The organism is Streptomyces sp. NPDC004266 (assembly GCF_042874095.1).
Classification (GTDB): domain Bacteria; phylum Actinomycetota; class Actinomycetes; order Streptomycetales; family Streptomycetaceae; genus Streptomyces.
Map to the genome: position 1 here is coordinate 409,030 of NZ_JBIAMM010000004.1, position 25,878 is coordinate 434,907.

Here is a 25,878-nt window from a genome sequence, read left to right on the forward strand (position 1 = left end):
GGCCCCCGGTCGTCACGCCGTCGCCGAGCGGTACTTCCGTACCGACAGCGTCCGGAAGACCGCGATGATCAGGACCGACCAGAGGAGCGACGCCCACACCGGGTGCTGCATCGGCCAGGCGTCGGAGGTCGAGACGCCGGGGTTGCCGAAGAGCACGCGGCAGGCCTGGACGGTCGCGCTGAACGGGTTCCACTCGGCGATGGGCTGCAGCCAGGAGGGCAGGTTGCTGGAGTCCACGAACGCGTTCGAGATGAACGTGACGGGGAAGAGCCAGATCAGTCCGCCCGAGGTCGCCGCTTCCGGGGTGCGGACCGAGAGGCCGATCAGCGCCCCGATCCAGGAGAAGGCGTAGCCGAGGAGGAGCAGGAGGGCGAAGGCGCCCAGCGCCTTGGGGACGCCTTCGTGGATGCGCCAGCCGACCAGCAGGGCGACGATCGCGAGGACGACGAGGGTGAGCGTCGTCTGGACCAGGTCGGCGAGCGTGCGGCCGGTGAGGACCGCGCCGCGGGCCATCGGCAGGGAGCGGAAGCGGTCGATCAGGCCCTTGTGCATGTCGTCGGCGATGCCCGCGCCCGCTCCGGCCGTGGCGAAGGTGACGGTCTGGGCGAAGATGCCGGCCATCAGGAACTCGCGGTAGACGGTCGGGGAGGTCGAGTCGCCGATCTGCATCGAGCCGCCGAAGACGTAGCTGAACAGCACCACGAACATGATCGGCTGGATGAGCCCGAAGATGATCATTTCGGGTATCCGGGACATCTTGATCAGGTTGCGGCGTGCGATCACGAGCGAGTCGTTGACGGACTGGACGATCCCCCCGCGCGGGCGCGGGGCGGTCAGCCCGTCGGCCGACCCCAGGGCGGTGGTCACTTCGCGGTCTCCTTCCGGCTCTTCCGGCCTCCGGCCGCCGGCTCGCGCGCGCCCTCCTCCTCTCCCCGCTCGGCGGCGTGGCCGGTGAGGGAGATGAAGACGTCGTCGAGGGTCGGGCGCCGCAGCCCGATGTCGTCGATCTCGGCGTCGACGGCGTCCAGGTCGCGGATGACCTCGGCGAGCAGCTTGGCGCCGCCGGTGACGGGGACGGTGAGCTTGCGGGTGTGCTCCTCGACGGACACCTCGCCGTGGCCGATCCCCGCGGCGCCGTAGCGGGCGAGGACGTCCCGGGCGTCGTCGATCATCTCCGGCTCGTGCACGACGACCTCGACGCGTTCGCCGCCCGTCTGGGCCTTGAGCTGGTCGGAGGTGCCGCGGGCGATGACCCGGCCCTGGTCGACGACGCAGATGGCGTGGGTGAGGTGGTCGGCCTCCTCCAGGTACTGGGTGGTGAGGAGCAGGGTCGTACCGCCGGCGACGAGCTCCTTGATGACGTCCCAGAGCTCCTGCCGGTTGCGCGGGTCGAGGCCGGTGGTCGGCTCGTCCATGAACATGACCGGCGGGGAGACGACGAGGGCCGCCGCGAGGTCGAGGCGGCGGCGCATGCCGCCGGAGTACGTCTTGGCCTGCCGGTCCGCGGCGTCGGCGAGGTGGAACCGTTCGAGCAGTTCGCCGGCCCGCGCCTTCGCCGCCCTGGCCTTCATCTGGTAGAGCTGCCCGACCATCTGGAGGTTCTCGCGGCCGGTGAGGTACTCGTCGACGGCCGCGAACTGGCCGGAGAGACCGATCGAGCGGCGGACCTCGTTGGGATGTCTGAGGACGTCGATCCCGGCGACGACGGCTCTTCCGCTGTCCGGTTCGATCAGGGTCGTCAGGATCCGCACGGTGGTCGTCTTCCCCGCCCCGTTCGGGCCGAGCAGACCGAGGACCGTGCCCTCCGGCACGTCGAGGTCCACCCCGTCCAGAGCTCGTACGTCCCCGAAGGTCTTCACCAGACCCTCGGCGTATATCGCGCCTGGCATGTGGATTCTCCCGGAGAGATTCGGGCGTTTCCTCCCGATCCTAAAATTTCGGAGCGGCTCCCGCCCGGTGAGTCCCGACGAGCCGGCGGCGCAGCTCCACGGCCCTGCCCGCGTCGCCGACCCGCTCCATGCCGAGGAGCGCGCTCTCCCAGCAGGCCATGGCCTCGGCCCGTTCGCCGAGGTCGGCGAGGGCGTTCCCGAGACCGAACAGCGAGATCGCCTCGCCGTGCAGGTCCCCGCCCTGACGCTGGAGGACCAGCGCGCTCCGGTACGCCCCGACCGCCTCCGCCGGGCGTCGGGCGCCGCGCAGGACGTCGCCCCGGATCCGCAGGCCGATGGCGAGGCTCACCCGGTCGCGGGTCGCGCGCTGCTTCCTCTCCGCCTCGTCGAGGACGGCCAGGGCCTCGTCGTGGCGGCCCAGGTTGGCCAGCGCGTCCGCCATGTTGTTCATGGTCGCGGTGCTGTCGGGGTCGTGGACGAGGGCCTGCCGGTAGTGGCGGAGCGCGGACCGGTGGTCACCGAGGTCGGTCCAGCAGGTGCCGACGTTGCTGAGGACGGCCCCGAGCTCACGGTCCCGGTCCGGCTTCCCCTCGTGGATGCGGAGCGCCTGACGGTAGTAGTCGATCGCCTCGTCGGGGCGGCCCGCCTGTATCCGGCCGTTGCCCAGACCGTTCAGCATCCACGCCTCGGCCCGTTCGTCGCCGGCGGCCCGCGCCGCCGCGAGGCCGGTGATGTGGGTGGACTGCCAGTCGTCGCTCCGCCCGAGCCTCACGTACGCCCAGAGGGAGGCCGCCAGCTTCCAGGCGAGGGCGTGGAGCCCGGTGCCGTGCGCCAGGGACACCCCGGCGACCAGCAGCTCCCGCTCCCGCTCGCACCAGGCATGGGCCTCGTCGTATCCGACGAAGGGCGCGGGCCCCTTCTCCGGCTCCTGGTCCTCCGGCCCCCGGTCTCCCGGCTTCCCGTCGAGGGGTACGCGGCGGGCCGAGGGCGCGAGGCGGGCGGTGGCCGCGTCGGCGCCGCGCAGGCACCAGGTGACGAGGCGCTCGACGGCCCGCAGCCGTTCGTCCTCGGTGTCCGTCTCCTTGGCCAGCTCCCTCGCGAGCGCCTGGACCAGGCAGTGGAACTGGTAGCGGCCCGGCGCGGGGGACTCCAGGAGATGGGCGTCCACGAGCGCCTCCAGCCAGTCCTCCACGCACAGCGCGTCGCACGCGAGGAGGGCCGCGGCCGCCTCGACGCCGAACGCCACGCTCGGCATCAGCCCGAGCAGCCGGAACACCCGCGCCGGACCGGCCGGACCCGACGGCTCCTGGAGCAGCAGCTCGTAGCTCATCTGGAGCGCCGTGCGGACGTGCAGGTCGTCGGCGTACAGCTCGCGCAGGACACGGCCGTGGTTGTTCAGCCGGTGCGCCAGGTCCTGGACCGACCAGGCGGGGCGGGCGGCGAGACGGGAGCCCGCGAGGCGCAGCGCCAGCGGCATCCCGCCGCACGCGCGCAGCACCTCCGCCGTCGCCTCCGGCTGCGCCGCGACCCGCTCCTCCCCGACGATCGAGGCGAGGAGCCGGTGCGCCGCGTCCTCCGGAAGGGCCCCGAGGTCGATCCGTACGCCCGGGAAGCTGACCAGCCGGCGGCGGCTGGTGACCAGGACGGCGCTGCCCGCCGCGCCCGGCAGCAGGGGCCGTATCTGGGCGGCGTCACCCGCGTCGTCCAGGAGGATCAGCATCCGACGGCCGGCGACGAGGCTGCGGAAGAGCGCGCTGCGGGCCTGCACCCCGTCCGGCACTTCCTCCGGGGCCACGCCGAGGGTCCGCAGCAGCAGTCCGAGCGCGTTCTCGGTGGTCATCGGCATCGTGGTCATGCCGCCCAGGTCGAGGAAGACCTGCCCGTCGGGGAACCGCTCGCGGATCCGGTGCGCCGCCTGCACCATCAGGGTCGTCTTGCCCATGCCGCCACCGCCGGAGACCCGGTGGACGAGGACCGTCGCGCCCTCGGGGCGGTCGGTGGCGGCGAGCTCGCCGACGATCCGCGCGAGCTCCTCCTCCCGGCCGGTGAAGTCGGCGATCGCCGAAGGCAGTTGGTGCGGTACGCGCGCGGTGGCGGCGCTCGGTCCGACGGCGGCGGGCGGCTCCTCGGGCGCCGGCGGGGGCACGGCGAGCGAGGGGTCGAGCCGGAGGATGCGCCGGTGCAGCTCCACGAGCCCCGGCTCCGGGTCGACGCCCAGTTCGGCGCGGATCGTGCGGCGCGCGGTGTCGTAGGCGAGGAGGGCGTCGGCCTGCCGTCCGCTGCGGTGGAGCGCCAGCATGAGCTGGCCGTGGAAGGTCTCCCGCAGCGGATGGGCGGCGACGAGCTCGGCGAGTTCGGCGGCGATGCCCTGGTGGCGGCCCAGGTGGAGATCGGCCTCGTAGCGCCACTCCAGGACCTGGAGCCTGGCCTCCTCCAGGCGCCGGACGAAGGGTCCGCGCTCGGTGTCGGGCAGGGCGATGTCGGAGAGCGGCTCGCCGCGCCACAGGGCGAGCCCCGAGCCCGTCAGGGCCTCTACGGCGGTCCAGTCCTTGGCGAGTCTCGCCGCGCGCGCCCGGCAGAGGAAGTCGTCGAAGAGGGTGACGTCCAGCTCGTCCTCGCCGACCCGCAGGCGGAAGCCCAGGGGGGCGACCTGGATGCGGGACTCCGTCTCGCCGCCGGTGTCCAGGACGCGCCGGAGACGGGCGACGTGGTTGTGGAGCGAGGCGCGGGCGGTGGCCGGAACCGACTCCCCCCACATCGCGGCCTTCACGGTGTCCCAGGACACCAGGGAGTTCGGCCGCATCAGAAGCACCGCGAGAAGGGCCCGCGCCTTCGGCGTCCCGACCGGCCGGGGCGCGCCCCCGGCGTCCTCCACGACGAACGAACCCAGCAGCCCGAATCGCACGACGCTCCTCCCCCTCGCCGTTCACCACCTGTCAGGGGGGTGATCCGACGGACGCATCGTAGGCCCGGAACGGCCGGGACGTGACGGGGTTTCGCATGGTGGCGCGGCGGCGCGCCGGGCCGTCCCGGTGTACCGGAGGGGGCCCGGGACACCCGTTGGCGTGCCGTTGGCGGGCCGTTGGTCCCGGGGGTGAAGCTGGGGTCCTGGCACGGAGTACGACGACGACGGGGAGCTTGAGATGGCGGTCGGCGCACACGGCACGGGCAGGACCAGCGGGACCGAGGGGACGAGGGAGACGGGCGACCGGGAGTGCTCGGGGTGCGGCGGCGACACGACGACGCCCTGGGCCGAGCTGGCGGCCGAGATGCGCCGCATCAAGGACGTCACGGAACTGAGCTACGGCAAGCTCGCACAGCGCACCCACTACAGCCGTTCCTCGTGGGAACGGTTCCTGAACCAGAAGCAGTTGCCGACCCGGGTCGCGGTCGAGGAGTTCGCCGCGGCCGCCGGGACGGACCCCGGCCCCCTCCTGCTCCGTCTGGAGCGCTCCCTGGCGCACGAGACGGCCGCCCGGGCGGCGGCCGCCGTCCCCCGCGGGGCGCGGGGCGGGGAGCCGGCGCTCGCCCCCGCGATCCCGGCCGCCCGGCCGGAGTCCGGCCTGCCGGGCCTCGGCCGGCCCCTGGGCCTGATCGCGGCGGGGGCCCTGGTCGGCGGCGGCCTGGTGACCGTCCTCAACCGGGCGGCCCGGGAGCGCAGGGGCCTCTGAGACGGGGCCCCGGGAGGGGGCGTACGGGAGGGGCGTACGGGGGGAGGCACACGAAGGAGGCGTACGGAGGGAGGCGTGCGCGCGGGAGGGCGTACGGAGGGAGGCGTGCGCGCGGGAGGGCGTACGGAGGGAGGCGTGCGCGCGTCAGCCGAGCACCGTGTACCCGGCCTCCCGCAGCGCCTCCTCCACCTCCCGGCAGTGCTCCGGGCCCTTCGTCTCCAGGTGCAGCTCGACCTCCGCCTCCGTCAGTCCGAGGCGCGGATCGGTCCGCACGTGGCTCACGTCCAGGACGTTCGCGTCGACCACCGTCAGGACCGCGAGGAGGGTCGCGAGCACCCCCGGCCGGTCGGTGACGCGCAGCCGCAGGCTCAGGTAGCGGCCGCCGGCGGCCATGCCGTGCCGCAGGATCCGCTGGAGCAGCAGGGGGTCGACGTTCCCGCCGGAGAGGACCGCGACGACCGGCCCCCGGAAGGACGTCGGGTCGGCGAGGAGGGCCGCCACCGGGCTCGCGCCGGCCGGTTCGACCACCAGCTTCGCCCGCTCCAGGCAGAGCAGCAGCGCCGAGGAGAGCGCGTCCTCGGAGACCGTGCGGACCTCGTCGACGTACTCCCTGATCAGGGCGAACGGCACGTCGCCCGGGCGTCCCACCTTGATCCCGTCCGCCATCGTCACCGGCGACTCGATCACCACCGGGTGCCCGGCGGCCAGCGAGGGCGGGTAGGCGGCCGCGCCCTCCGCCTGGACGCCGATCACCTTCACGTCCGGGCGCAGCGACTTCACCGCGAGTCCGATGCCGGCCGCGAGCCCGCCGCCGCCGATGCCGACGAGGACCGTCCGGACCTCGGGGCACTGCTCCAGGATCTCCAGGCCGACCGTGCCCTGTCCGGCGATGACGTCGGGGTGGTCGAAGGGGTGGATGAAGACCGCGCCGGTCTCGTGGGCGTACTCCTGCGCCGCCGCGAGCGTCTCGTCGACGACGTGGCCGTGCATCCGGACGTCCGCGCCGTAGTCGCGGGTCGCCGCGACCTTCGGCAGCGGGGCGCCGACCGGCATGAAGACGGTGGCGTGCACGCCGAGGAGCTTCGAGGCGAGCGCGACGCCCTGAGCGTGGTTGCCGGCGGAGGCCGCGACCACCCCGGCCGCCTTCTCCTCGGGCCGCAGCCCGGCGATCCGTACGTACGCCCCGCGCAGCTTGAAGGAACCGGTCCGCTGCAGGTTCTCGCACTTGAGGTGGACCGGGGCCCCCACCAGCGAGGACAGATGGCGGCTGCCCTCCATCGCCGTCATCCTGGCCACCCCGGCCAGCATCTTCTGCGCCCCCCGCACGTCGTCGAGCATCAGCCGGTGCAAGGGGTCTGGCGTACGGAAGCTCATGACAGCAAGTCTCGCAGCTCACGGCCCCCGTGGCCGACCGGCGGGCGGGCCGTGGAACGGGTTTGCGCAGCGCCGGTACGGACCCCGGCGGGGCCGCGTACTCTGTCCCCCACCGACCGACCACCCCCGCACGAGAGAGACCCACAGCCATGCCCAATTCTCAGGACATGACGACTGCGCTCGACCCCGGTCTCCTCGATGCCCTCCAGCACCAGGTGGCCGTCTTCGCCCGCCGCGCCGAGCAGACCCGTCTCGGCGGCACCGGCCAGCTCCGCAACTCCATGGACCGCGCGGCCTACCTCCTCCTCAACCGCCTCGACCAGGAAGGCCCCATGGGGGTGAAGGCGCTCGCGGCGGGCATGGGGATCGACTCGTCCACCGTGACCCGCCAGGTCGCCCCGCTCGTCGACACCGGCCTGGTGAAGCGGACCTCGCACCCGGAGGACGGGCGGGCGGTCGTCCTCCAGCTCTCGCCGCGCGGCCTCGCGCGCCTGGAGGAGGTCCGCTCCTCGCGCCGGCAGCTGATGGCCGAGGTCACCGAGGGCTGGACCCCGGACGAGCGGGAGTCCTTCTGCACGCTGCTCACCCGCTTCAACACCGCCCTGTCCGCACGGCAGTCGGCGCACGCGGGCCACGCACCGGCCGGGACCGAGTCCACGCAGACCTCTTGACCCCGCACCCGCGCTGTCCTCAGACGAGGAGGTGCGAGAGCAGCAGCGCGGACGGGGCGCCGAACACGCCCACCGCACAAGGGAGTTCGAGGAGTTCGTGGCGGGGGCCGCGGGGCGGCTGCTGCACGCCGCGACGCTGCTCACCGCCGAGACCCGCGCCCACAACCCGTACGCCCAGGCCCTGCTGACCGCCACCCTCGCCCACGCGTACGCGGTGTGGGACCGGCTGCGCGACGAGGACCCGTACGACCTCGCGCGCCGCGATCTCGCCGCCCGCTTCGCCCGTACCGCCTGGCGCCGTCACGGCGGGCAGGGCGGGGTGCTCGCCGCGCTCTCCCCGCAGGAGCGGCTCGTCGTCGTCCTGCGGCTGTACGAGGGGGTCGCGGAGGAGCAGGTCGCGGCCCTGCTGGGCCTCTCCGAGGCCCGCGTCCGCGCGGTGTGCGCCCGCTCGGTCGCCACGCTCAGATCCGCCGCCAGGGGCGCCGCGGGGGCCGCGGCGTGAGCCGGTACGAGGACAAGGAGGAGGCGGTGCGGCGGCTGCTCGACACGCCGCATCCGCCGGTCCCCCGCGACCTCGCGCTGCGGGCCGCCGCGCGCGGGACCCGGCTGCTCCACCACGCCCGGCGGGTCCGGCGCGTGCTGTGGGCCCTGGGCGCGGTCGCCGTCCTCGCCTTCGTCGTGTGGGCGTCGATGACCCACCCGTGGGAGGTGCCGCCGGCGGAGACGACACCGCCGCTGGAAGGCTGGTGACGGCCGGGCGCCCCGGCCGTCACCGGGGGTGCTGCTAGCCGAGCGCCTGGCGCAGGTCGGCGAGCAGGTCGTCGACGTTCTCGATGCCCACCGAGATGCGGACCAGGTCGGCCGGGACCTCCAGGAGGGAGCCCGCGACGGACGCGTGGGTCATGCGGCCCGGGTGCTCGATGAGGGACTCGACGCCGCCCAGCGACTCACCGAGGGTGAAGAGCTGCGCGCGGTTGCAGACCTCGACGGCCGCCTCCTCGCCGCCCTGCACGCGGAAGGAGATCATGCCGCCGAAGGAGCGCATCTGCTTGGCCGCGATCTCGTGCCCCGGGTGCTCCGGGAGGCCCGGGTAGAGGACCTGGGTGACCTTGGGGTGCTGGGTCAGCATCTCGGCGATCTTCGTCGCGTTCTCGCTGTGGCGGTCCATGCGCACGGCGAGGGTCTTGATGCCGCGCAGCACGATCCACGAGTCGAAGGGACCGGCGACCGCGCCCATCGCGTTCTGGTGGTAGGCGAGTTCCTCGCCGAGCGCCTCGTCCGCGGTCACCAGGGCGCCGCCGACGACGTCGGAGTGTCCGCCCATGTACTTGGTGAGCGAGTGCACGACGACGTCCGCGCCGAGCGCCAGCGGCTGCTGGAGGTACGGCGAGGCGAAGGTGTTGTCGACGACGAGCTTCACGCCGGCCTGGCGGGCGACGCCGGCGACGGCCTCGATGTCGGTGATGCCGAGGAGCGGGTTCGAGGGGGTCTCGACCCAGATCAGCTTCGTACGGTCGTTGACCGCGCCGCGCACCGACTCGATGTCGGAGGTGTTCGCGACGGAGAAGTCCACGCCCCAGCGCTGCACGACCTTGGCGAAGAGCCGGAAGGTGCCGCCGTAGGCGTCGTTCGGGATGACCACGTGGTCGCCGGGCGCGAGGAGCGCGCGCAGCAGGCAGTCCTCGGCGGCGAGGCCCGAGGCGAAGGCGAGGCCGCGACGGCCGCCTTCCAGGGCCGCGAGGTTCTCCTCCAGGGCGGTGCGGGTGGGGTTGGCGCTGCGGCTGTACTCGTAACCGCCGCGCAGCCCGCCCACGCCGTCCTGCTTGTAGGTGGACACCTGGTAGATGGGCGGGACGACCGCGCCGGTCAGCGGGTCGGCGGTGTTGCCCGCGTGGATCGCGCGGGTCTCGAAGTTCTGATGGGAGTGCTGGTCGCTCATGGGTCAGGAGCGTAGTCCCGTACGCCGCCCACCGCTTCGATCGTCTCACCGGGTGTCCTGGACAATGGACACATGGACATTCTCTGGTTCCTGATCGCGCTCGGGCTGCTGTTCGGCGTCCTCGGTCCCTTCGTGCTGCGCCGCCGGGGCGGCGGAGGGATCCGGCAGGTCGCGCCGGGGGCGCCGGACGCGGCGGACCCGGAGGCGTACGGCTTCGTGCGCCAGGAGGAGCAGGACGTGCGGCTGCCCGGCGCCGACGACGAGCTCCTGCACGTCCTCGACGTCGTCCAGGCCACCCAGGACTGGCGGCCGGCCTCGCGGCTGCTCGCCGCCACCGGCACGGAGGGCGAGGTGCGCTGGCAGCGCGTGCAGGCCTTCGCGGGCGCGGCCTCCCTGGAGCTCCGGGAGCGGCCCGGCGTCGGCGGCGCGTGGCTGCGGACCTGGCGGGCGGAGGAGCCGCAGGACGCGGGCGGCGCGGCCGTGCACGCCGAGTTCCTGGTGCAGCAGGCGTGGCGCTCCTCGTCGGCCGGGACGGACGACTTCCGGATCATCCTGGAGGAGGGGCTGAAGGTCACCGAGGAGGCGGCGCTGCTCGCCCCGGGCGACCCGGTGCCGTACATCACGCGGCTCGCGGTGGCGCGCGGACTCGGTTACGGGCACGAGCAGTTCGACCAGGTGTGGGCGAAGGTCATCGACCGGGCCCCGCAGCACATGGGGGCGCATCTGGCGGCCCTGCACTACTGGTGCGAGAAGTGGCACGGTTCGCGCGAGGAGGCCGACCACTTCGCGACGACGGCCGCGGCGCGCGCGCCCCGGGGGTCGCTGCTCGCCGCTCTTCCGCTGTTCGCGGTGTTCGAGCACGTGCCGGACGTGGTGCTCGTGCAGGACTTCTGGCGTACGGCGGTGGTGTCCAAGGCGATGGACGGCGCGCTGTACGCGGTGCACTCGGCCCGCCCCGACGACCCGATGCTCGCGCACGTCCGCCACCTGCTCGTCTGGTTCCTCGTCCGCTCGGAGCGCTGGGCGGAGGCCATGCACCAGCTGGTGCTGGTCGACGGGCACGTGGGCGCGGTCCCGTGGACGCTGAGCGCCGACCCGGCGGCGGAGTTCACGGTCTTCCGGAACCTGGCGGTCGCGGGCTACGAGGCGAACGGCGGCAGCCCGGCGACGCTGCCGCGCTGATCCGCTCGGACAGGCCTCCACCTGCGTGAACCCACGGAATCCGGTTGACGGTGTCCGCCCCCGTGGGCCATGATCCGGGCTCCCCCCACCTGCTCGTACGATGATCGTCACGCCTTTCCCGTGGGGGGATCTGCCTGATGGGCGCCACTCTGCGCGCGCTGCGCGCCCTCGTCCTGCTCACCGGTTTCCATCTGCTCGGCCTCGTCCTGCTCGCCCTGCTCGGCGCGCTGGACTGGGCGGCCTGGCTGTGGGCCCCGGCCGTGTGGGCGCTCAGGACGTACGCCGTCAGCTTCGTGCTCGCCGTCCCCGTCGTCCGCGGCATGCTCATGCTCCGCGCCCCCCGCGACGAGGGCCTCGCCGGCGTCCCCGTCACCGGGGCCGAGGAGCCCCGGCTCTGGGAGGCCGTGCGGGAACTCGCCGCGCTCCTCGGGACCCGGGCGCCCGACGAGATCCGGCTCACCGCCGACATGAACGCCGCCGTCACCGAGGACGCCCGCCTCCTCGGCCTCCTCGGCGGCACCCGCCGCCTCTACCTCGGCCTCCCCCTGGTCGCCGGCCTCACCGAGGCCCGGCTGCGGGCCGTGCTCGCCCACGAGCTCGGCCACTACGCCCACTCCGACACCCGGCTCTCCGGCATCACCGAACGCAGCCGCCTCCACGTCGCCCGTACCGTCGAACGGTTCGAGGAGAAGTCCGGCCTCAAGGTCGCCAAGGAACGCGCCCGGCAGGAACGGAAGTCCGCCCGACGGGTCGCCCGGGGCAAGACGGCCAAGGAGGTCGACACCACCGGCGTCGGCTTCACGTACCGGGTGATGGCCCGCATCTACACGGCGTACGGCCGCTTCTCCATGCGCGCCACCCAAAGCGGCTCCCGCCGCCAGGAGATCGCCGCCGACCTGGCCGCCGCCCGCATCGCGGGCCGCGACGCCACCGCCTCGGCGCTGCGCGCGCTCCCGGCGCTCGACTCGGCGCACGAGTTCTACCTGAACTCGTACGCCACCCTGGGCGTCGAGTTCGGGATGCTGCCGTCGCGCGGGGAGGTCTTCGGCGGGGTGCGCCACCTGCTCGACGCCCGCGCCGGGGAACTGGCGGGGATGCGCGCCGACCTGCCCGCCGAACCCGCCACGCCCTACGACTCGCACCCGCCGACCGCCGAGCGCGTCGCCGCGATCGAGTCCCTGCCCGACGACGGCCGCGCCGCGGAGGAGGACCGCCCGGCCTTCGCCCTGCTCGCCTCGCCCGAAGAGGCCCTGCGCGCGGTCGAGGACGCCACCCTGACCCCGGACGCCCTGCGGATGCGCCGCCTCGACTGGCCGGACCTGGTCCACGAGTCGATGACGGCGAGGTACGTACGGGACACGGAGGCGCTGAGGGCCGCGATCGGGGAGCAGGCGGAGGCGCCGGCGGGCGGAGCCGAAGGGCTCCGGTGGGAGGTCGAGGCCTTCCTCGACGCCGTCGACGCCGGAACCGTCTGGGACCTCGTCGACCGGCTGCCCAGGTCCGAGGAGGCCGCGGCCGCGACCGGCCGGGCGGCGCGCGAGTTCGCCCGCTCCTCTCTGCGGCGCGAACTCGCCCGCCTCCTGACGACCGCGCTCGCCGTGGACGGCCGGGCCCGCTGGCAGCTCTCCTGGTCGGCCCCCGCGTCCCTGCTGCTGCCCGACGGGTACGCCGAGGAGCTCCCGGCGGCCCTGGACGCGGCGATCGAGGACCGCCCGGACACCGAGCGGCTGCGCAAGCTGCTGGCGGCCGGCTGACCGCCCGTCCCCCTCCCCGAAGCCCCGTACCGAGGAAGTCGCCCGTGCCCCGCCTCATCCCCCTGATCGCGATCGCGGTCTCCGCCCCCTTCCGCTGGAAGTCCCGGCAGGCCCGGACACGGACCGCCCCGGCCGCGCGGCAGGCGTGCGCCTCCGGGCGCGCCGGGGACTTCGCGCCCGCCGCCGCCCCGCTCTCCACCACCGTCGACGGCTCCGACGGGGAGCTCCGCACCGGCCTTGTCGGTGCGTCGTGACCGTACTGCTCTGGATCGTCCTCGCCCCGCTCGCCCTCTGCGCGGCCGCCGTCGCCCTCGTCTTCCTCATCGCGATCGTGCGCGGCCTCGCCCGGGACGTGCGCACGGATCCGGGTGCCGGGGAGAGCGCCGCCCGCGTCGCCGCGCTCGGCCTCCTGCCCGCCGAGCGGCAGCACACCGACCTCGCGGGCCCCCGGCCGCCGGACCTCACCGTCGCGCTCGCGGCCGCCCGGGCCGGCGACTGGACGCCGGCCGCCGGGCTCCTCGACGCGGCCGCGGAGGCCCGCGACTGGGAGGGCCGCGCGGCGCTCTGCGAGCGGCTCGCGGACCTGGCCGCCGAGGAGGACGGGTGGCTGCGGGCCTGGGAGGAGGCGCGGCCGGCCGATCCGGGGGCGGCGCTGGTGCGGGCGCGCGGGACGGTGTTCCTGGCGTGGAACGTACGGGGCGGGCAGCGGGACGCGGACACCACGCCGGAGCAGGCCGAGGGGTTCCGTCGCGTCCTGGCCCGCTCCCGGGCGGAGCACACCCGTGCGGTGGCCCTGGCGCCGGCCGAGGACCCCTCGCCGTACGTGGGGGAGATCTGGACCGCGCTCGGCCTGGGCCTGCCCCACGAGGAGCTGCGACGGCTCTGGCACGAGGTCGCCGTCCGGGCCCCGCACCACTACGAGGCGCACTTCGCGGCGCTGCAGTACTGGTGCGGCAAGTGGTGCGGCTCGGCGGAACTGGCCACCGCGTTCGCGGTGCGGGCGGCGGCGGGCGCCCCGCCCGGCAGCCTGCTCGCGGCGCTCCCGCTGGTCTCCCACTTCGAGCACGACACCTCGGACACGACGGACGCCGACCGGACCCCCGAGATGTACGCGGCCGTGGACGCGCTCCTCGCGGACGTGACCGCCGCCGACCCGGCCCACCCGCGCCTCCCGGAGGCCCGGCACCTGCTGGCGTACTACCTGTGGCTCCAGGACCGGCACACGGAGGCGTTGGAGCAGTTCCGGCTGGTGGACGGTTACGTCGGCGCCCTGCCCTGGCGGTACAAGACGGACCCGGCGGAGGAGTTCTGCCGGGCCCGCGACGACTGCGCGGGGCACGTTCCGGGCGGGGAATCCCTTCCGGCACGGGACGGTTGACACTGCTGCCGACCGTCGAGGAGAGATGCAGCATGTTCCTGTCCCGGACCCCCGTCCTCCCCACTCCCGAGCAGGCCCTGCGCGGCCGCCCCGAGCCGGAGTTCTCCGTGCCCGAGCGCCACACCGTCCTCGGCAACCCGCTCCTCGGCCCCTATCCGGAGGGCCTGGAGGTCGCCGACTTCGCGCTGGGCTGTTTCTGGGGGGCGGAGCGCAGGTTCTGGCGGACCGAGGGCGTCTGGACGACCCTCGTCGGCTACCAGGGCGGCTACACGCCGAACCCGTCGTACGAGGAGGTCTGCTCGGGCCTGACCGGGCACACCGAGGTCGTCCGCGTCGTCTTCGACCCGTCGAAGGTGTCGTACGAGGCGCTCCTGAAGCTCTTCTGGGAGTCCCACGACCCCACCCAGGGCTTCCGCCAGGGCAACGACGTCGGCACCCAGTACCGCTCGGCGGTCTACACCCACTCCCCCGAGCAGGCGCGGCAGGCCGAAGCCTCCCGCGAGGCCTACCAGAAGGTCCTGACGGCCTCCGGCTACGGCGAGATCACCACCACCGTCCTCCCGGCCGACGATCGCCCCCTGTATCCGGCGGAGGCCTACCACCAGCAGTACCTGGACAAGAACCCGGCGGGCTACTGCGGCATCGGCGGCACGGGCCTGTCCTGCCCGATCGGCGTCGCGAAGGCGGAGTAGGGGCGCTTCGGGCGGGACCCGGCCGTGCTCAGGCGGCCGGGGCCCCGTCCCGTGCCGCGCGCAGGGACGCCGCCGTCCTCGCGGCCTCGTAGCCCTCCGGGGTTCCTTCGACCAGGAGGACGTCGCCGGCCATGTGGCGGGTGCGGAGGGGGATCAGGGCCTGGTAGGGCTCCGAGTCGTACCAGGCGCGGGCGGCCTCGTACGTGGGGAAGCCGATGATCACCAGGGCGCCGGGCCAGGTGCCCTCGCGGACCTCGCGGGCGGGGGCGCCGTGGACGAGGAAGCGGCCGCCGAAGGGGTCGAGGGTGTCCTGGATGCGCTCCATGTAGACGAAGACCTCGTCGTCGAGGACGGGCTTCGGGTGCAGGTTTCCGATGGCGTATGCGGTCATGACGCAAGCGTGCCGGGGCACGGCGCCCGGGGTCGATTACCCCGGACGTCATGCCCCGGCCGCCGTGGTGGATCAGATCGTGGCCGTGTCGATCACGAAGCGGTAGCGGACGTCGCTCTTCAGGACGCGCTCGTACGCCTCGTTGATCTGGTCGGCGCGGATCAGTTCGATCTCGGCGCCCAGGCCGTGCTCGGCGCAGAAGTCGAGCATCTCCTGGGTCTCGGCGATGCCGCCGATCATCGAGCCGGCGAGGGTCTTGCGGCCCCCGATGAGGGAGAACAGGCCGATCTGGACGGGCTCCTCGGGCGCGCCGACGTTCACCAGGGCGCCGTCCGTCCTGACCAGGCTCAGGTAGGCGTTGAAGTCGAGCGGCGCGGAGACCGTGGAGATCACCAGGTCGAAGGTGCCGCGCAGGGCGGCGAAGGTCTCCGGGTCGTTGGTGGCGTGGTAGTGGTCGGCGCCCAGCTTGAGGGCGTCCTCCCGCTTCTTGAGCGACTGGCTGAGGACGGTCACCTCGGCGCCGAGCGCGTGGGCGATCTTGACGCCCATGTGGCCGAGGCCGCCGAGGCCGACGATCGCGACCTTCTTGCCGGGGCCGGCCTGCCAGTGGGCCAGCGGGGAGTAGAGGGTGATGCCGGCGCAGAGCAGCGGGGCGGCCTCGTCGAGGCCGATGCCCTCGGGGATGCGCAGGGTGTAGTTCTCGTCGACGACGATGTGGGTGGAGTAACCGCCGTAGGTCGGCTCGCCGTTCTTGTCGCGGGAGTTGTACGTGCCGGTGCCGCCGGTGACGCAGTACTGCTCCAGGCCGCGCAGGCAGTACTCGCACTCGCGGCAGGAGTCGACGAAGCAGCCGACGCCGACTCGGTCTCCGACCCGGAACTTCGTCACGCCGGGGCCGACCTCGGCGACGATTCCGGCGATCTCGTGGCCGGGGACCATCGGGAAGATGCCCTCGCCCCAGCCGTTGGTGGCCTGGTGGATGTCGGAGTGGCAGATTCCGGCGTACTTGATCTCGATGAGGACGTCGTGCTCGCCGACGGGCCGGCGCGGCACGGTGGTGCGCTCCAGCGGGGCGTCGGCGGCGGGTGCGGCGTACGCGGGGACGGTGGTCGCGTTCGTGGTCATGCGTTCAGCCTGCCGGAGGGCGGCGGCGCCACCCAGCCACCTGCTCTGCCTACGTCCGGCGTGCCTACCACTGGCAGGGTCAGGAACGTCCGTCCGTCCGCGCGCGCCGGCGGCGATAATGGGGCGGTATGGACCTCAGCGCCGAACTCAGTGAATTCCTGCGCTCCCGCAGGGCCCGGCTGAAGCCGCAGGACGTGGGCCTGCCCGAGTTCGGGCGGCACCGGCGGGTGCCGGGGCTTCGCCGCGAGGAGCTGGCGCAGCTGGCCGGGGTGTCCGTGGCGTACTACACCCGGCTCGAACAGGGCAACGGGCGGAACGTGTCCATGGAGGTCCTCGACTCCATCGCGCGGGCGCTGCGGCTGAGCGACACCGAGCGGGCGCATCTGACGCATCTGGCGAAGCCGACGGTGAAGAAGCGGCAGCGGGCCGCGATCGCCCGTCCGCAGCGGATCCGGCCGGGGATCGCGTTCCTGCTCGACTCGATGGACGGGGTGCCGGCGGTCGTCCTGGGGCGGCGGCTCGACGTCCTGGCCTGGAACCGGATGGCGCGGGCGCTGATGGGTGACTTCGCGGCCCGGGAGCCGGCCGAGCGGAACATGGCCCGGCTGGTCTTCCTCGATCCGAACGCGCGCGACCTCTACGTCGACTGGGAGTGCAAGGCGGTCGAGATCGTGAGCGCGCTGCGGTTGTACGCGGGCTGCTATCCGGACGACAAGGAGCTGCTGGCGCTCGTCGGCGAGCTGTCGGTGCGCAGTGAGGAGTTCCGCTCGTTGTGGGCGGCGCACACGGTGACCGACAAGGGGCACGGCACGAAGCGGCTGCGGCATCCGCTGGTGGGCGAGATGACGCTGTCCTACGAGTCCCTGAAGGTCGCCGGCGACGATCCGGACCTGATGATCGTCACGTACCACGCCGAGCCGGGGACGCCCTCGGCGGACGCGCTGCGGCTGCTCGCCCAGTGGGGCGTGGACGAGGCCGCGGACGTACGGAAATGACGTGAGGGCCCCCTCCCGGTGCGGGAGGGGGCCCTCACGTGCGATTCCGTGGATCAGACGGCCGAGCCGGCCTTCCACTCCGACCAGCTCATGTTCCAGCCGTTGAGGCCGTTGTCGGGCTTGATCGTCTTGTCGTTGGAGTTCTTGACGATGACGACGTCGCCGATGAGCGAGTGGTCGAAGAGCCAGGCCGCCGTCTGGTTCGGGTCCCCGGCGCCCTTGACGTCGGCGAGGCCGACGCAGCCGTGGCTGGTGTTCACGTTGCCGAAGATCGACCGCGCGCCCCAGTAGTTGCCGTGGATGAAGGTGCCGGAGGTGGACAGGCGCATGGCGTGCGGCACGTCCTTGATGTCGTACTCGCCCTTGCCGTCGTCGTCGGTGAAGCCGACGGTGGCGCCGTTCATCCGGGTCTCCTTGAACTTCTCGGAGATCACCATCTGACCGTTGTAGGTGGTGTTCTCCGGGGAGCCGGCGGAGATCGGGATGGTCTTGATCGTCTTGCCGTCCTGCTGGACCTTCATGGTCTTGGTGGCGACGTCGACGACGGAGACCTGGTTGCGGCCGATCGTGAAGCGGACGGTCTTTTGCTGGACGCCGAAGACGCCGTCCGCGCCCTCGACGCCGTCGAGGTTCAGCTTCAGCGTGACGGTCGAGCCCTCGGTCCAGTACGCGTCGGGGCGGAAGTCCAGGCGCGTCGAGCTGAACCAGTGGCCCACGACCTCCTGGCCGGAGCTGGAGGTGACCGTGATGCCGCTCTGGACGGCCTTCTTGTCGGTGATCGCCTTGTTGAAGTTGATCGAGACCGGCATGCCGACGCCGACGGTCGAGCCGTCCTCGGGCGTGAAGTTGCCGATGAAGCTGTTGGCCTCCGAGACGGTGGTGAACGAGGAGTTCTCGTGGGCCTCCAGGCCCTCCGCGTCGGTGGCGGTGGCGGCGATCTTGTAGACCGTGGCCCGCTTGAGCTGCTCGCTCGGCTTCCAGCTGAGCCCGTCGGCCGCTATCTCGCCCTTGACCGCGGCGCCCTCGGCGGAGGTCATGGTGACCTCGGTGAGCTTGCCCTCGGTCACGGTGACCTTGGCGTCGTTGTGGATGGAGGCGTTCTGGGCGCCGTTCTTCGGCGAGATGGTGATCTGCGCCTTGGAGGTCTTCTGCGCGGCCGCCTCGTCGACCTGGGCCTGTGACTGCGGCGTCGCGGAACCGGAGGCACTGCCCTCCTTGTCCCCGTCGTTGCACGCCGAGAGCACGAGTACGCCGCTGAGCACCGCGGCCGCCGCCGCCAGGCTCCTGCGGCGCTTGCCGACCGTCATCACACGCTTCTCCATCGTCGCCGGTTCCCTGCCAACTTCTTCTATGAACGCCCATGACACCCCGTACGGTTCCGTGACCGGAGGGTTTGTGGGCAACGCCACTGATCCACGGGGAACACCACTGCTCCACACGCGCGAAGTCCCGTCACCGGTTCCCGGCGCCGCGGAAGGGCCCCGGGACGGCGTCCCGGGGCCCGCGCCTCGTGCGGATTCCCGCCTCAGCGGTCGTCGTCTTCCTCGGCCCCATCTTCCTCGTCGAGGTCCCACTCCAGCGCATCGGGGTCGTAATCGATCTCCTCGCTGCTCCAGGAGGCCTGGACCATCTCGATCCCGGGGACGTCGCGGATCAGGTCGAAGGGCTCGACGAGGTAGGAGAGCGCCTCGGCGCTGTCCTCGCGCGCGGCCTCGCGCGCGTGCGCCCGCTCCTCCTCGGGCATGAACTCGTCGTCGTCGATCCGGGCCTCGGCGGCCTCGGTCAGCTCGGCGGGACCGTCGATCTCCAGGACGACATCGACGCGAAGGCGGACATAGCGTGTGGACTCAGTTGCGCTCATGGATCGGAGCGTAGGGGTCGGGAGGCCCTCGGCTTTCCCGCGACCCGCTGTGTTCCGTAGCATCGGCGCACCTGCCAATTCGCGGTTTCCGCAAGGGGGATCGAAATTTCCGTGTCCGCCGCCCGACGCCTGCTGCTGACCGCCGTCGCCGCGGGGACGCTGCTGTGCGCCCTGTGGTTCGTGCCGACCGCGACCGCCACCGACCAGGGGGGAGGGGCGCGGATCGGGGTGACCCGGGACGGTCCCCTCACCTCCCTCACGGACGACGGGCGCCTGGCCGAGACCGGGGGGCGCAACACCACGGCGTACCTGCTCGGCGGGACGGGTTTCCTGGGGGTCGGGGCGGGTTTCGTGGCGCTCGCGATGCGGCGCCGGGGGCGCGCCTTCTGAGGGTCCTCCGGTACGGGTGAAGTGCCGCTCCCCGTAGGCGTGAAGGGCCGCTTTCCCCGGGTGTGAAGAGCAGCTCCCTCGTACGCGTGAAGGGCCGCCCCCGGGGAGAGGGCGGCCCTTTCGTACGGCCCGGCGGTCACGCCGGGCGTACGGCTCGTCGTTACGCCAGCGGGCCGGTGACCGGCTCCACGGCCGCGACCAGCTTCCCTTCGCGCACGAAGGCGTCCGCGCCCGCCAGGTCGGGGGCGAGGAACCGGTCCGGGCCGGGGCCCTCGACACCGGCCGCGCGCAGGGCCTCGATGACGGCCCGCGAGGCGGGCGCCGGGGTGAGGCCCTGGCGGAGCTCGATGCCGCGGGTGGCGGCGTACAGCTCGACCGCGATGATCCGGTTGAGGTTGCCGATCGCGGTGCGCAGCTTGCGGGCGGCGGACCAGCCCATGGAGACGTGGTCCTCCTGCATCGCGGAGGACGGGATGGAGTCGGCGGAGGCCGGGACGGCGAGCCGCTTCATCTCGCTGACCAGGGCGGCCTGGGTGTACTGGGCGATCATCAGGCCCGAGTCGACGCCGGCGTCGTCCGCGAGGAACGGCGGGAGGCCGTGCGAGCGGTTCCTGTCGAGGAGCCGGTCGGTGCGGCGCTCGGCGATGGAGCCGAGGTCGGCGGCGGCGATCGCGAGGAAGTCGAGGACGTACGCGACGGGGGCGCCGTGGAAGTTGCCGTTGGAGCGGACCTCGCCGCTGGGCAGCACGATCGGGTTGTCGACGGCGGCGGCGAGCTCGCGCTCGGCGACGAGCCGGGCGTGGGCCATCGTGTCGCGGCCGGCGCCGGCGACCTGCGGGGCGCAGCGGACCGAGTAGGCGTCCTGGACGCGGGGGGCCTCGCCCGCCTGGGCGTGGCCGGTGAGGCCGGAGCCCTTGAGCACGGCCAGCATGTTGGCGGCGGAGGCGGCCTGGCCCGGGTGCGGGCGGACGGTGTGCAGCTCGGGCTCGAGGACCTTCTCGGTGCCGAGGAGGGCTTCGAGGGAGAGGGCGGCGGTGATGTCGGCCGACTTGTAGAGGGTGTCGAGGTCGGCGAGGGCCATGACCAGCATGCCGAGCATGCCGTCGGTGCCGTTGAGGAGGGCGAGGCCCTCCTTCTCCCTGAGCTCGACGGGGGTGATGCCGGCGGCGGCGAGGAGCTCGCCGGCGGGCTTCACCACGCCGTCGGGGCCCTCGGCGTCGCCCTCGCCCATGAGCGCGAGGGCGCAGTGGGAGAGCGGGGCGAGGTCGCCGGAGCAGCCGAGGGAGCCGTACTCGTGGACGACGGGGGTGATGCCGGCGTTGAGGACGTCGGCCATGGTCTGGGCGACCTCGGGGCGGACGCCGGTGTACCCGGAGGCCACGGTCTTGAGGCGGAGGAACATCAGGGCGCGGACGACCTCGCGCTCGACGCGCGGGCCCATGCCCGCGGCGTGCGAGCGGACGATGTTGCGCTGGAGCTGGGCGCGGAGCTCGTGGCTGATGTGCCGGGTGGCGAGTGCGCCGAAACCGGTGGAGACCCCGTAGACGGGCTCGGGCTTGGCGGCGAGCGCGTCGACGATGTCCCGGGCGGCGGCCAGGGCGGCCACGGCCTCGGTCGACAGCTCGACGCGGGCGCCGTGGCGGGCGACGTCGATGACGTCCTGCGGGGTCGTGCCGGACGTGCCGAGGACGACTGTCTGCATATCCATATTCAGCACCCTACGGACTGAAGACCAACATGTCACTAGCCGATTTCGTCACCGTCCCCACACGGCACGGCCCCTTACCGGATCGAACCCCGCCGCCGGGCCCCCGTCCGCGCCCCGGCGGCCGTCCGGGCGGCGCCGGAACCGCCGCCCGGACGGCTCCTACGGGTGCCCCTCGCCCGGGGCGTCCGGCTCGTCCCGGCGCGGGCCGGCCGCCGGGGCGTCGCGGAAGCGGCGGCGGTCACGGGCTCCGGGAGGAGCGTCCGCGAGACGGATGACCGTGCCGTGGCGGCCCGCGACGACGGGCTTCGTCGAGCGGTCGGCCTTGGCCTGGTACTGGGCCGCGTCGGCGAGCCGGAAGAGGCGGCGGGCCGACCTGAGCGGGCCGATGGGGTCCCCGGTGGACGCGACCCCGCAGGCCACTCCCTCGCCGAGCTCCAGCTCCGCCGCCCGTACGCACAGCTCCTCGGCGACCGCCACGACCTCGTCCGCCGTCGGGCCGACGGTGAGGAGGCAGAACTCGTCGCCGCCCAGGCGGGCCGCGAGGGCGCCGGGGAGCATGGCGCCGCAGCGGGAGAGGACCGATCCGAAGCGTTCGAGGAGGCGGTCGCCGACGGCGTGGCCGTGGGTGTCGTTGACGCGCTTGAGGCCGTTCAGGTCGCAGACCATGAGGCTCACGACGGAGCCGTCCGCCCGGTAGCGCTCGATGGCCTCGTCCAGGCGGGTGTCGACGGCCCGCCGGTTGGCCAGCCCCGTCAGGGGGTCGGTGAAGGCCAGCTTGCGGACCTCCTCCAGGCGTTCGGCCTGGGCGATGCCGGCGGCGACGACCGCCGCGAGGACGGTCGCGAAGTCGGCGTCCGCACGGCTGAAAGGTTTCTCCTGCGGCGGGCGGGCCACGTACAGCTCCCCCCACGCGCGCCCGTGCAGCACGATCGGGGCGACCACGCAGCAGCCGCGCCCCCGCCGCCGCAGGCCCCGCACCCGACCGGTCGGCACGGGGTCGGCTGCGGTCTCCACCCAGGCGTCGGGCTCGCCCCCGCCCGCCCACTGCTCGTGCAGGAATTCGGTGATCTCGGGGAACTGGTGCACCGGATACGTCTCCGAGTCCGGGAACTCCTCCTCGCCCACGGCCCGGTCCCCGGCGTTCACCAGGACCTTGAGGCGGCCGTGGTCCCGCTCCCAGACGGACAGGGCGGCGAAGCTCCCGTCGAGCCCCTCGCGGGCCCCGAGCGCCGCCGCCCGCCAGAACTCGCGCGGGGTGTGCGCCGCCGCCATCGCCTGCGCCAGCGCCACTACGGCCCGCAGCCGTACGTCCTCACCCATTCCTCCAGCTTAGGGAGGTTTGATCCGTTTTCCCCACCGAGACGTCACCGTCAGTCACATTTGATACAAAACGTCAGAAATCCGAAGTCACTCCCGGTCGAAGTCACCCCGGCCGGAGTCACCCGGCCGAAGTCACTCACCCGGCCAGTTGGGCTTCCGCTTCTCGTTGAAGGCCGCCACGCCCTCAGCCCGGTCGCCCGAGAAGGCCACCGAACGCCAGGCCGCGTCCTCGACCTCCAGACCCGCCCGCAGGTCCAGGCCCTGACCGAGCCGCATCGCCTTCTTCGCCGCGCGCAGGCCGACCGGCGAGTTCGCCGCGATCCGCCCGGCGAGCTCCAGGGCCGCCGTCCGCGCGTCCTCCTCCAGGAGGTCGACCAGGCCGAGCTCGCGGGCCTCGGTCGCCTCCACCCGGCGGGCCGTGAAGACCAGCTCGGCGGCGCGCGCCGCGCCCACCCGGCGCGGGAGCAGCTGCGTACCGCCACCGCCGGGGATCACGCCCACGGAGACCTCGGGGAGACCGACGACGGCGGTCGCGTCGGCCACGATGACGTCGCAGGAGAGCGCCAGCTCGAAGCCGCCGCCGAGGGCGTAGCCGTGCACGGCCGCGACGGTCGGCATCGGCAGTTCCAGGACCCCGGTGTAGGCGGCGCGGGCGGTGGGGCGCTGACGGACGAGCTCGGCGTCGGTGAAGGAGTTGCGCTCCTTGAGGTCGGCGCCGACGCAGAAGGCGCGGTCGTTCGAGGAGGTCAGGACGGTGACGCGGACCTCGGGGTCGGCGGCGAGGGCGTCGCAGGCGGCGCCGATGGAGCGGGCCATCTCGGAGGAGACCGCGTTCATGGCCTTGGGCCGGTCGAGGACCAGCTCCGCGACGTGTCCGTTCTTCCGGACCACCACGAACTCACCAAAGCGCTGCTCGGACATGACCGCACACCCTCCCGGTTCAAGCCTGTTAACGGGTGTTAACAGGCGTTCACCAGGAGATCCTAGGGCCTGGCGGCCGGATCCGGCAGGCTCAGGGAGCGGCGCCGGATCCGGCCGCCGGGCCCTAGGTCGGGCGGCGGCTCAGGAGCCAGGGTTCGACGACGCCGAGGCCTCGGACGGGGCGCTGCCACATGGGCTGGAGCGCGAAGCGGTACGTGGCGGCCCGGCGGCCCTCCTTCTCCGCGCGGGCCGCCTCCTCGGCCGCCTCCGTCTCCGAGGCGGGCGCCTCGCCGGTCCTGGTCAGCTCCTCCGCGAGGGCGCCGTCGACGAGGACGGCGTCCTTCGGGGCTATCGAGGTGAGGCGGCTGGCCAGGTTCACGGTGGTGCCGAAGACGTCGCCCATCCGGGTCGTCACCGTGCCGAAGGCGATGCCGACGCGCAGCGCGGGCATCGTCTCGTCGTGACCGAGGGTCTCGATGAGCCGGAGCGCGATCTCGGCGGCCGTGCCGGGGTCGTCGGCGCAGTACAGCACCTCGTCGCCGAGGGTCTTGATGAGCCGGCCGCCGTGCGCGGCGACGAGGTCGGCGCAGGTGGTCTCGAAGGCCTCGACGAGCTCGCCGAGCTCCTCCTCCTCCAGGCGGCGGGTGAGCCGGGTGAAGCCGACGAGGTCCGCGAAGCCGACGGCGAGCCGGCGGTCGACCATCTCCTCGTCGTCGGCGGCCTGGACGACCCGGCCGGTGGCGGCGGCGAGCTGCCGGCGCCACACGTAGATGAGGAACTCCTCCAGCTCGGGCAGGAGCAGCTCGACCAGCGGGTACGTGACCTCGGTGCGGGTCATGCCGGGCTCGGGGGGCTCGGTGAGGCCCTCCAGGAAGGAGTCGATCTGCCACTCGGCGAGCCGGGCGGTGGTCTGTCCGGTGGAGCGGGCCACCTGGACGGCCATCGGCTCGCTGAGCAGCCCGGCCTCGACGAGGCCGGCGAGCCGCCGCAGGGCGAGGACGTCGGCCTCGGTGAGCGCCTTGGCCTGGCCGATGTCGGCGAAGCCCATGGCCCGCCAGAAGCGGGAGGCGAGCTCCATGGAGACGCCGGCGGTGCGGGCGGCCTGGAAGGGGGTGTAGCGGCGGTCCGCGCCGAGGATGAGCTGTTCGAGGCGGATGGCGAGGGGGTCGTGGGTCGGCTCGGCCGTGTGGTCGACCTCGTGGTGGGGAGTGGGGTACGTCGGCGGTTCCGGCTGGGCGCCGCCGCCCGTGTTCGCGTCGTCGACGGTCACCGGCCGCCTCCTGCCCGTTCCCTGCCCACTTGTCCTGCCGATCTGTCGCCATCGATCGCGGTCAACGATACGGCAGCTGTGCGCTGGGTCACGCGCGCACGGCGGCCGCCCCGGTTCACGCCACGCGGGTCCTCGGGGCGAACGGGCCGGAGGGCGCCGCGCGCGTGGGGGGTGTGCCCACCCTCCCCCCAAGCTCTCGGCTTCGCCCGAGCAGGGAGGACCCCCTCGCCCCGGGGGTGCCTCCCGGACGGAGTCCGGTGAGGAACGACTGCCCACGCGGCGCGGACGCATGCCCGCACCGGGGGTCAGGTCCGCAGGTGGACGATGTCGCCCGCTCCCACCGCTTCCGTGCCGCCGCCTTCGGTGGCGACGACGAGGCGGCCGTCGCCGTCCACGGCGACGGCCTCCCCCTCCAGCATGCGCTCGCCGGGCAGCTCGGCGCGGACGCGGCGGCCGAGGGTGGCGCAGCCGGCCGTGTAGGCCGCCTGGAGGCCGGAGGCGGCGGGATCGCCGTCGGCCCGCACCCAGTCGCCGTAGTGCTGCTCCAGGGAGCGCAGGACGGCCCGCAGGAGCGTGTCGCGGTCGGTGGAGACCGCTCCGGCGAGGAGGAGGGAGCCGGCCGCCGGGACGGGCAGCTCGTCCTCGCGGAGGGTGACGTTGATGCCGAGGCCGACGACGACGGCGTCGGCTCCGGCCCGCTCGGCGAGGATGCCGCCGGCCTTGCGTTCCTCGCCCGCGACGGAAACCAGGAGGTCGTTGGGCCACTTGAGGGAGGTGTCGACGCCGGCGGCCTTCGCGAGGCCGGTGGCGGCGGCCACGCCGGTGAGCAGCGGGAGCCAGCCCCAGCGGTGGACGGGCACGGCGGGCTTGAGGAGGACGGAGAGGAAGAGCCCGGAGCGGGCGGGCGCGGTCCAGGTGCGGTCGAGCCGGCCGCGGCCCGAGGTCTGCTCCTCGGCCACGAGCACCGCGCCCTCGGGCAGTTCGTCGGCCCGGGCGGCGAGGTCGCCGTTGGTGGAGCCGGTGCTCGTGACCAGGTCGAAGGAGGTCCACAGGCCGTCGGGGAGAACGAGCGCGCGGCGCAGCGCGGGGGCGTTCAGCGGGGGCCGGTCGAGGTCGGACCAGGGTCCGCCGGAGCCTTGGGAGGTCGTCATGCAGGCCACACTATGAGCTGCTCGCCGGTAGTTCCCGGAACGGCCGGTCGCGGTCCGGTCGTCCACCGGGACGAGCCGGCCCGCCCACCCCAAGCTCACCCTTCGGTGTTTTGGGAACAAGTCTCGGGTGTGGCAAAGACCGCAGTGCCGAACGGTATCGGCGTCGATACGCTACGGGTCAGTAGGCCAGCAGTAG

25 protein-coding genes are annotated in these 25,878 nt (G+C 73.5%); 11 read left to right on the forward strand and 14 right to left on the reverse strand.

Features of this window, described 5'->3' with window-relative positions; all coding sequences use genetic code 11:
* Window positions 1–12 precede the first annotated feature (12 nt).
* The 3 genes from ACFYUZ_RS13095 to ACFYUZ_RS13105 are packed head-to-tail and all read right to left on the reverse strand — an operon-like array spanning window position 13 to window position 4,794.
* Window positions 13–867: an ABC transporter permease gene (locus ACFYUZ_RS13095; protein ID WP_389308367.1), complete on the reverse strand. Its 855-nt coding sequence runs from the start codon at window positions 865–867 to the stop codon at window positions 13–15.
* The gene (locus ACFYUZ_RS13100; RefSeq protein ID WP_389308369.1) at window positions 864–1,889 is read right to left on the reverse strand and encodes an ATP-binding cassette domain-containing protein; all 1,026 of its coding nucleotides are present in this window, start codon (window positions 1,887–1,889) and stop codon (window positions 864–866) included. The genes ACFYUZ_RS13095 and ACFYUZ_RS13100 overlap by 4 nt, the downstream gene beginning before the upstream one ends.
* 40 nt (window positions 1,890–1,929) lie before the next feature.
* A complete protein-coding gene (locus ACFYUZ_RS13105; protein WP_389308371.1) occupies window positions 1,930–4,794 on the reverse strand; it encodes a BTAD domain-containing putative transcriptional regulator in 2,865 nt (954 codons plus the stop codon).
* 238 nt (window positions 4,795–5,032) lie between these two features.
* Between ACFYUZ_RS13105 and ACFYUZ_RS13110 the strand changes: the two genes are divergently transcribed.
* Window positions 5,033–5,560: a helix-turn-helix domain-containing protein gene (locus ACFYUZ_RS13110; RefSeq protein ID WP_389308373.1), complete on the forward strand. Its 528-nt coding sequence runs from the start codon at window positions 5,033–5,035 to the stop codon at window positions 5,558–5,560.
* A gap of 144 nt (window positions 5,561–5,704) precedes the next feature.
* On the opposite strand, the gene ilvA is transcribed toward ACFYUZ_RS13110, so the two are convergent.
* Window positions 5,705–6,934, reverse strand: coding sequence for a threonine ammonia-lyase (gene ilvA / locus ACFYUZ_RS13115; protein WP_389308375.1), 1,230 nt, complete (start codon window positions 6,932–6,934; stop codon window positions 5,705–5,707).
* A gap of 149 nt (window positions 6,935–7,083) precedes the next feature.
* Between ilvA and ACFYUZ_RS13120 the strand changes: the two genes are divergently transcribed.
* From ACFYUZ_RS13120 to ACFYUZ_RS13130, 3 genes are read left to right on the forward strand one after another with little or no spacing between them, the layout of a single operon-like run.
* Window positions 7,084–7,605: a MarR family winged helix-turn-helix transcriptional regulator gene (locus tag ACFYUZ_RS13120; RefSeq protein ID WP_389308376.1), complete on the forward strand. Its 522-nt coding sequence runs from the start codon at window positions 7,084–7,086 to the stop codon at window positions 7,603–7,605.
* A gap of 31 nt (window positions 7,606–7,636) precedes the next feature.
* Window positions 7,637–8,107, forward strand: coding sequence for a sigma factor-like helix-turn-helix DNA-binding protein (locus tag ACFYUZ_RS13125; RefSeq protein WP_389308378.1), 471 nt, complete (start codon window positions 7,637–7,639; stop codon window positions 8,105–8,107).
* The gene (locus ACFYUZ_RS13130) at window positions 8,104–8,355 is read left to right on the forward strand and encodes a hypothetical protein (protein ID WP_389308380.1); all 252 of its coding nucleotides are present in this window, start codon (window positions 8,104–8,106) and stop codon (window positions 8,353–8,355) included. The genes ACFYUZ_RS13125 and ACFYUZ_RS13130 overlap by 4 nt, the downstream gene beginning before the upstream one ends.
* Before the next feature lie 34 nt (window positions 8,356–8,389).
* On the opposite strand, the gene ACFYUZ_RS13135 is transcribed toward ACFYUZ_RS13130, so the two are convergent.
* Entirely contained in the window at window positions 8,390–9,544 is a 1,155-nt protein-coding gene (locus ACFYUZ_RS13135; protein ID WP_389308382.1) for a cystathionine gamma-synthase, read from the reverse strand.
* 72 nt (window positions 9,545–9,616) lie between these two features.
* Here ACFYUZ_RS13135 and ACFYUZ_RS13140 point away from each other — a divergent pair, with 72 nt between their 5' ends.
* The 5 genes from ACFYUZ_RS13140 to msrA all read left to right on the forward strand — a co-directional run bounded on the left by ACFYUZ_RS13140 (window position 9,617) and on the right by msrA (window position 14,550).
* On the forward strand, window positions 9,617–10,726 hold the full coding sequence (locus tag ACFYUZ_RS13140; RefSeq protein WP_389308383.1) for a hypothetical protein: 1,110 nt from the start codon (window positions 9,617–9,619) through the stop codon (window positions 10,724–10,726).
* A 137-nt stretch (window positions 10,727–10,863) separates the two neighbouring features.
* Window positions 10,864–12,480 carry a M48 family metallopeptidase gene (locus tag ACFYUZ_RS13145; protein ID WP_389308385.1) on the forward strand — a complete coding sequence of 539 codons (1,617 nt, stop codon included), beginning with the start codon at window positions 10,864–10,866 and terminating at the stop codon, window positions 12,478–12,480.
* 44 nt (window positions 12,481–12,524) lie between these two features.
* Window positions 12,525–12,734: a hypothetical protein gene (locus ACFYUZ_RS13150; RefSeq protein WP_389308387.1), complete on the forward strand. Its 210-nt coding sequence runs from the start codon at window positions 12,525–12,527 to the stop codon at window positions 12,732–12,734.
* Window positions 12,731–13,858: a hypothetical protein gene (locus tag ACFYUZ_RS13155; protein WP_389308389.1), complete on the forward strand. Its 1,128-nt coding sequence runs from the start codon at window positions 12,731–12,733 to the stop codon at window positions 13,856–13,858. Before ACFYUZ_RS13150 ends, ACFYUZ_RS13155 begins: the two co-directional genes overlap by 4 nt.
* A 32-nt stretch (window positions 13,859–13,890) precedes the next feature.
* The gene (gene msrA, locus ACFYUZ_RS13160) at window positions 13,891–14,550 is read left to right on the forward strand and encodes a peptide-methionine (S)-S-oxide reductase MsrA (RefSeq protein ID WP_389308391.1); all 660 of its coding nucleotides are present in this window, start codon (window positions 13,891–13,893) and stop codon (window positions 14,548–14,550) included.
* A gap of 28 nt (window positions 14,551–14,578) precedes the next feature.
* Here the strand turns inward: msrA and ACFYUZ_RS13165 are convergent, their stop codons facing one another.
* Both ACFYUZ_RS13165 and ACFYUZ_RS13170 read right to left on the reverse strand, forming a co-directional pair.
* Window positions 14,579–14,941 (reverse strand): DUF1330 domain-containing protein, encoded by a 363-nt coding sequence (locus ACFYUZ_RS13165; protein WP_389308392.1) that lies wholly within the window; start codon window positions 14,939–14,941, stop codon window positions 14,579–14,581.
* A gap of 72 nt (window positions 14,942–15,013) precedes the next feature.
* Window positions 15,014–16,066, reverse strand: a complete 1,053-nt coding sequence (locus tag ACFYUZ_RS13170; RefSeq protein ID WP_389308394.1) for an NAD(P)-dependent alcohol dehydrogenase — start codon at window positions 16,064–16,066, stop codon at window positions 15,014–15,016.
* A 128-nt stretch (window positions 16,067–16,194) separates the two neighbouring features.
* On the opposite strand from ACFYUZ_RS13170, the gene ACFYUZ_RS13175 reads away from it, so the two are divergent.
* Window positions 16,195–17,061, forward strand: a complete 867-nt coding sequence (locus tag ACFYUZ_RS13175; RefSeq protein ID WP_389308396.1) for a helix-turn-helix domain-containing protein — start codon at window positions 16,195–16,197, stop codon at window positions 17,059–17,061.
* 53 nt (window positions 17,062–17,114) lie between these two features.
* Here the strand turns inward: ACFYUZ_RS13175 and ACFYUZ_RS13180 are convergent, their stop codons facing one another.
* Both ACFYUZ_RS13180 and ACFYUZ_RS13185 read right to left on the reverse strand, forming a co-directional pair.
* Complete coding sequence (locus tag ACFYUZ_RS13180; protein WP_389308398.1) at window positions 17,115–18,383, reverse strand: Ig-like domain-containing protein; 1,269 nt, start codon at window positions 18,381–18,383, stop codon at window positions 17,115–17,117.
* 203 nt (window positions 18,384–18,586) lie between these two features.
* Complete coding sequence (locus tag ACFYUZ_RS13185) at window positions 18,587–18,922, reverse strand: hypothetical protein (RefSeq protein WP_389308399.1); 336 nt, start codon at window positions 18,920–18,922, stop codon at window positions 18,587–18,589.
* A 111-nt stretch (window positions 18,923–19,033) separates the two neighbouring features.
* On the opposite strand from ACFYUZ_RS13185, the gene ACFYUZ_RS13190 reads away from it, so the two are divergent.
* A complete protein-coding gene (locus ACFYUZ_RS13190; protein ID WP_389308401.1) occupies window positions 19,034–19,312 on the forward strand; it encodes an LPXTG cell wall anchor domain-containing protein in 279 nt (92 codons plus the stop codon).
* 160 nt (window positions 19,313–19,472) lie between these two features.
* On the opposite strand, the gene hutH is transcribed toward ACFYUZ_RS13190, so the two are convergent.
* The 5 genes from hutH to ACFYUZ_RS13215 all read right to left on the reverse strand — a co-directional run bounded on the left by hutH (window position 19,473) and on the right by ACFYUZ_RS13215 (window position 25,682).
* A complete protein-coding gene (gene hutH, locus ACFYUZ_RS13195) occupies window positions 19,473–21,014 on the reverse strand; it encodes a histidine ammonia-lyase (protein ID WP_389308566.1) in 1,542 nt (513 codons plus the stop codon).
* Window positions 21,015–21,179: 165 nt separating this feature from the next.
* Window positions 21,180–22,340 carry a GGDEF domain-containing protein gene (locus tag ACFYUZ_RS13200; protein WP_389308403.1) on the reverse strand — a complete coding sequence of 387 codons (1,161 nt, stop codon included), beginning with the start codon at window positions 22,338–22,340 and terminating at the stop codon, window positions 21,180–21,182.
* 132 nt (window positions 22,341–22,472) lie between these two features.
* A complete protein-coding gene (locus ACFYUZ_RS13205) occupies window positions 22,473–23,261 on the reverse strand; it encodes an enoyl-CoA hydratase/isomerase family protein (protein ID WP_389308405.1) in 789 nt (262 codons plus the stop codon).
* 124 nt (window positions 23,262–23,385) lie between these two features.
* Window positions 23,386–24,531, reverse strand: a complete 1,146-nt coding sequence (locus ACFYUZ_RS13210; RefSeq protein ID WP_389308407.1) for an adenylate/guanylate cyclase domain-containing protein — start codon at window positions 24,529–24,531, stop codon at window positions 23,386–23,388.
* Window positions 24,532–24,836: 305 nt separating this feature from the next.
* Window positions 24,837–25,682, reverse strand: a complete 846-nt coding sequence (locus tag ACFYUZ_RS13215; protein ID WP_389308409.1) for a biotin--[acetyl-CoA-carboxylase] ligase — start codon at window positions 25,680–25,682, stop codon at window positions 24,837–24,839.
* Between the last annotated feature and the right edge of the window lie 196 nt (window positions 25,683–25,878).

Bases quoted from the DNA above. Each gene is read 5' to 3' on its own strand.
- ACFYUZ_RS13135 (WP_389308382.1), bottom strand. From the start codon at position 9,544: ATGAGCGACCAGCACTCCCATCAGAACTTCGAGACCCGCGCGATCCAC.
- ilvA (WP_389308375.1), bottom strand. From the start codon at position 6,934: ATGAGCTTCCGTACGCCAGACCCCTTGCACCGGCTGATGCTCGACGAC.
- ACFYUZ_RS13175 (WP_389308396.1), top strand. From the start codon at position 16,195: ATGGACCTCAGCGCCGAACTCAGTGAATTCCTGCGCTCCCGCAGGGCC.
- msrA (WP_389308391.1), top strand. From the start codon at position 13,891: ATGTTCCTGTCCCGGACCCCCGTCCTCCCCACTCCCGAGCAGGCCCTG.
- hutH (WP_389308566.1), bottom strand. From the start codon at position 21,014: ATGCAGACAGTCGTCCTCGGCACGTCCGGCACGACCCCGCAGGACGTC.
- ACFYUZ_RS13110 (WP_389308373.1), top strand. From the start codon at position 5,033: ATGGCGGTCGGCGCACACGGCACGGGCAGGACCAGCGGGACCGAGGGG.
- ACFYUZ_RS13215 (WP_389308409.1), bottom strand. From the start codon at position 25,682: ATGACGACCTCCCAAGGCTCCGGCGGACCCTGGTCCGACCTCGACCGG.
- ACFYUZ_RS13170 (WP_389308394.1), bottom strand. From the start codon at position 16,066: ATGACCACGAACGCGACCACCGTCCCCGCGTACGCCGCACCCGCCGCC.
- ACFYUZ_RS13185 (WP_389308399.1), bottom strand. From the start codon at position 18,922: ATGAGCGCAACTGAGTCCACACGCTATGTCCGCCTTCGCGTCGATGTC.
- ACFYUZ_RS13200 (WP_389308403.1), bottom strand. From the start codon at position 22,340: ATGGGTGAGGACGTACGGCTGCGGGCCGTAGTGGCGCTGGCGCAGGCG.
- ACFYUZ_RS13145 (WP_389308385.1), top strand. From the start codon at position 10,864: ATGGGCGCCACTCTGCGCGCGCTGCGCGCCCTCGTCCTGCTCACCGGT.
- ACFYUZ_RS13140 (WP_389308383.1), top strand. From the start codon at position 9,617: ATGGACATTCTCTGGTTCCTGATCGCGCTCGGGCTGCTGTTCGGCGTC.
- ACFYUZ_RS13180 (WP_389308398.1), bottom strand. From the start codon at position 18,383: ATGGAGAAGCGTGTGATGACGGTCGGCAAGCGCCGCAGGAGCCTGGCG.
- ACFYUZ_RS13120 (WP_389308376.1), top strand. From the start codon at position 7,084: ATGCCCAATTCTCAGGACATGACGACTGCGCTCGACCCCGGTCTCCTC.
- ACFYUZ_RS13165 (WP_389308392.1), bottom strand. From the start codon at position 14,941: ATGACCGCATACGCCATCGGAAACCTGCACCCGAAGCCCGTCCTCGAC.
- ACFYUZ_RS13205 (WP_389308405.1), bottom strand. From the start codon at position 23,261: ATGTCCGAGCAGCGCTTTGGTGAGTTCGTGGTGGTCCGGAAGAACGGA.
- ACFYUZ_RS13100 (WP_389308369.1), bottom strand. From the start codon at position 1,889: ATGCCAGGCGCGATATACGCCGAGGGTCTGGTGAAGACCTTCGGGGAC.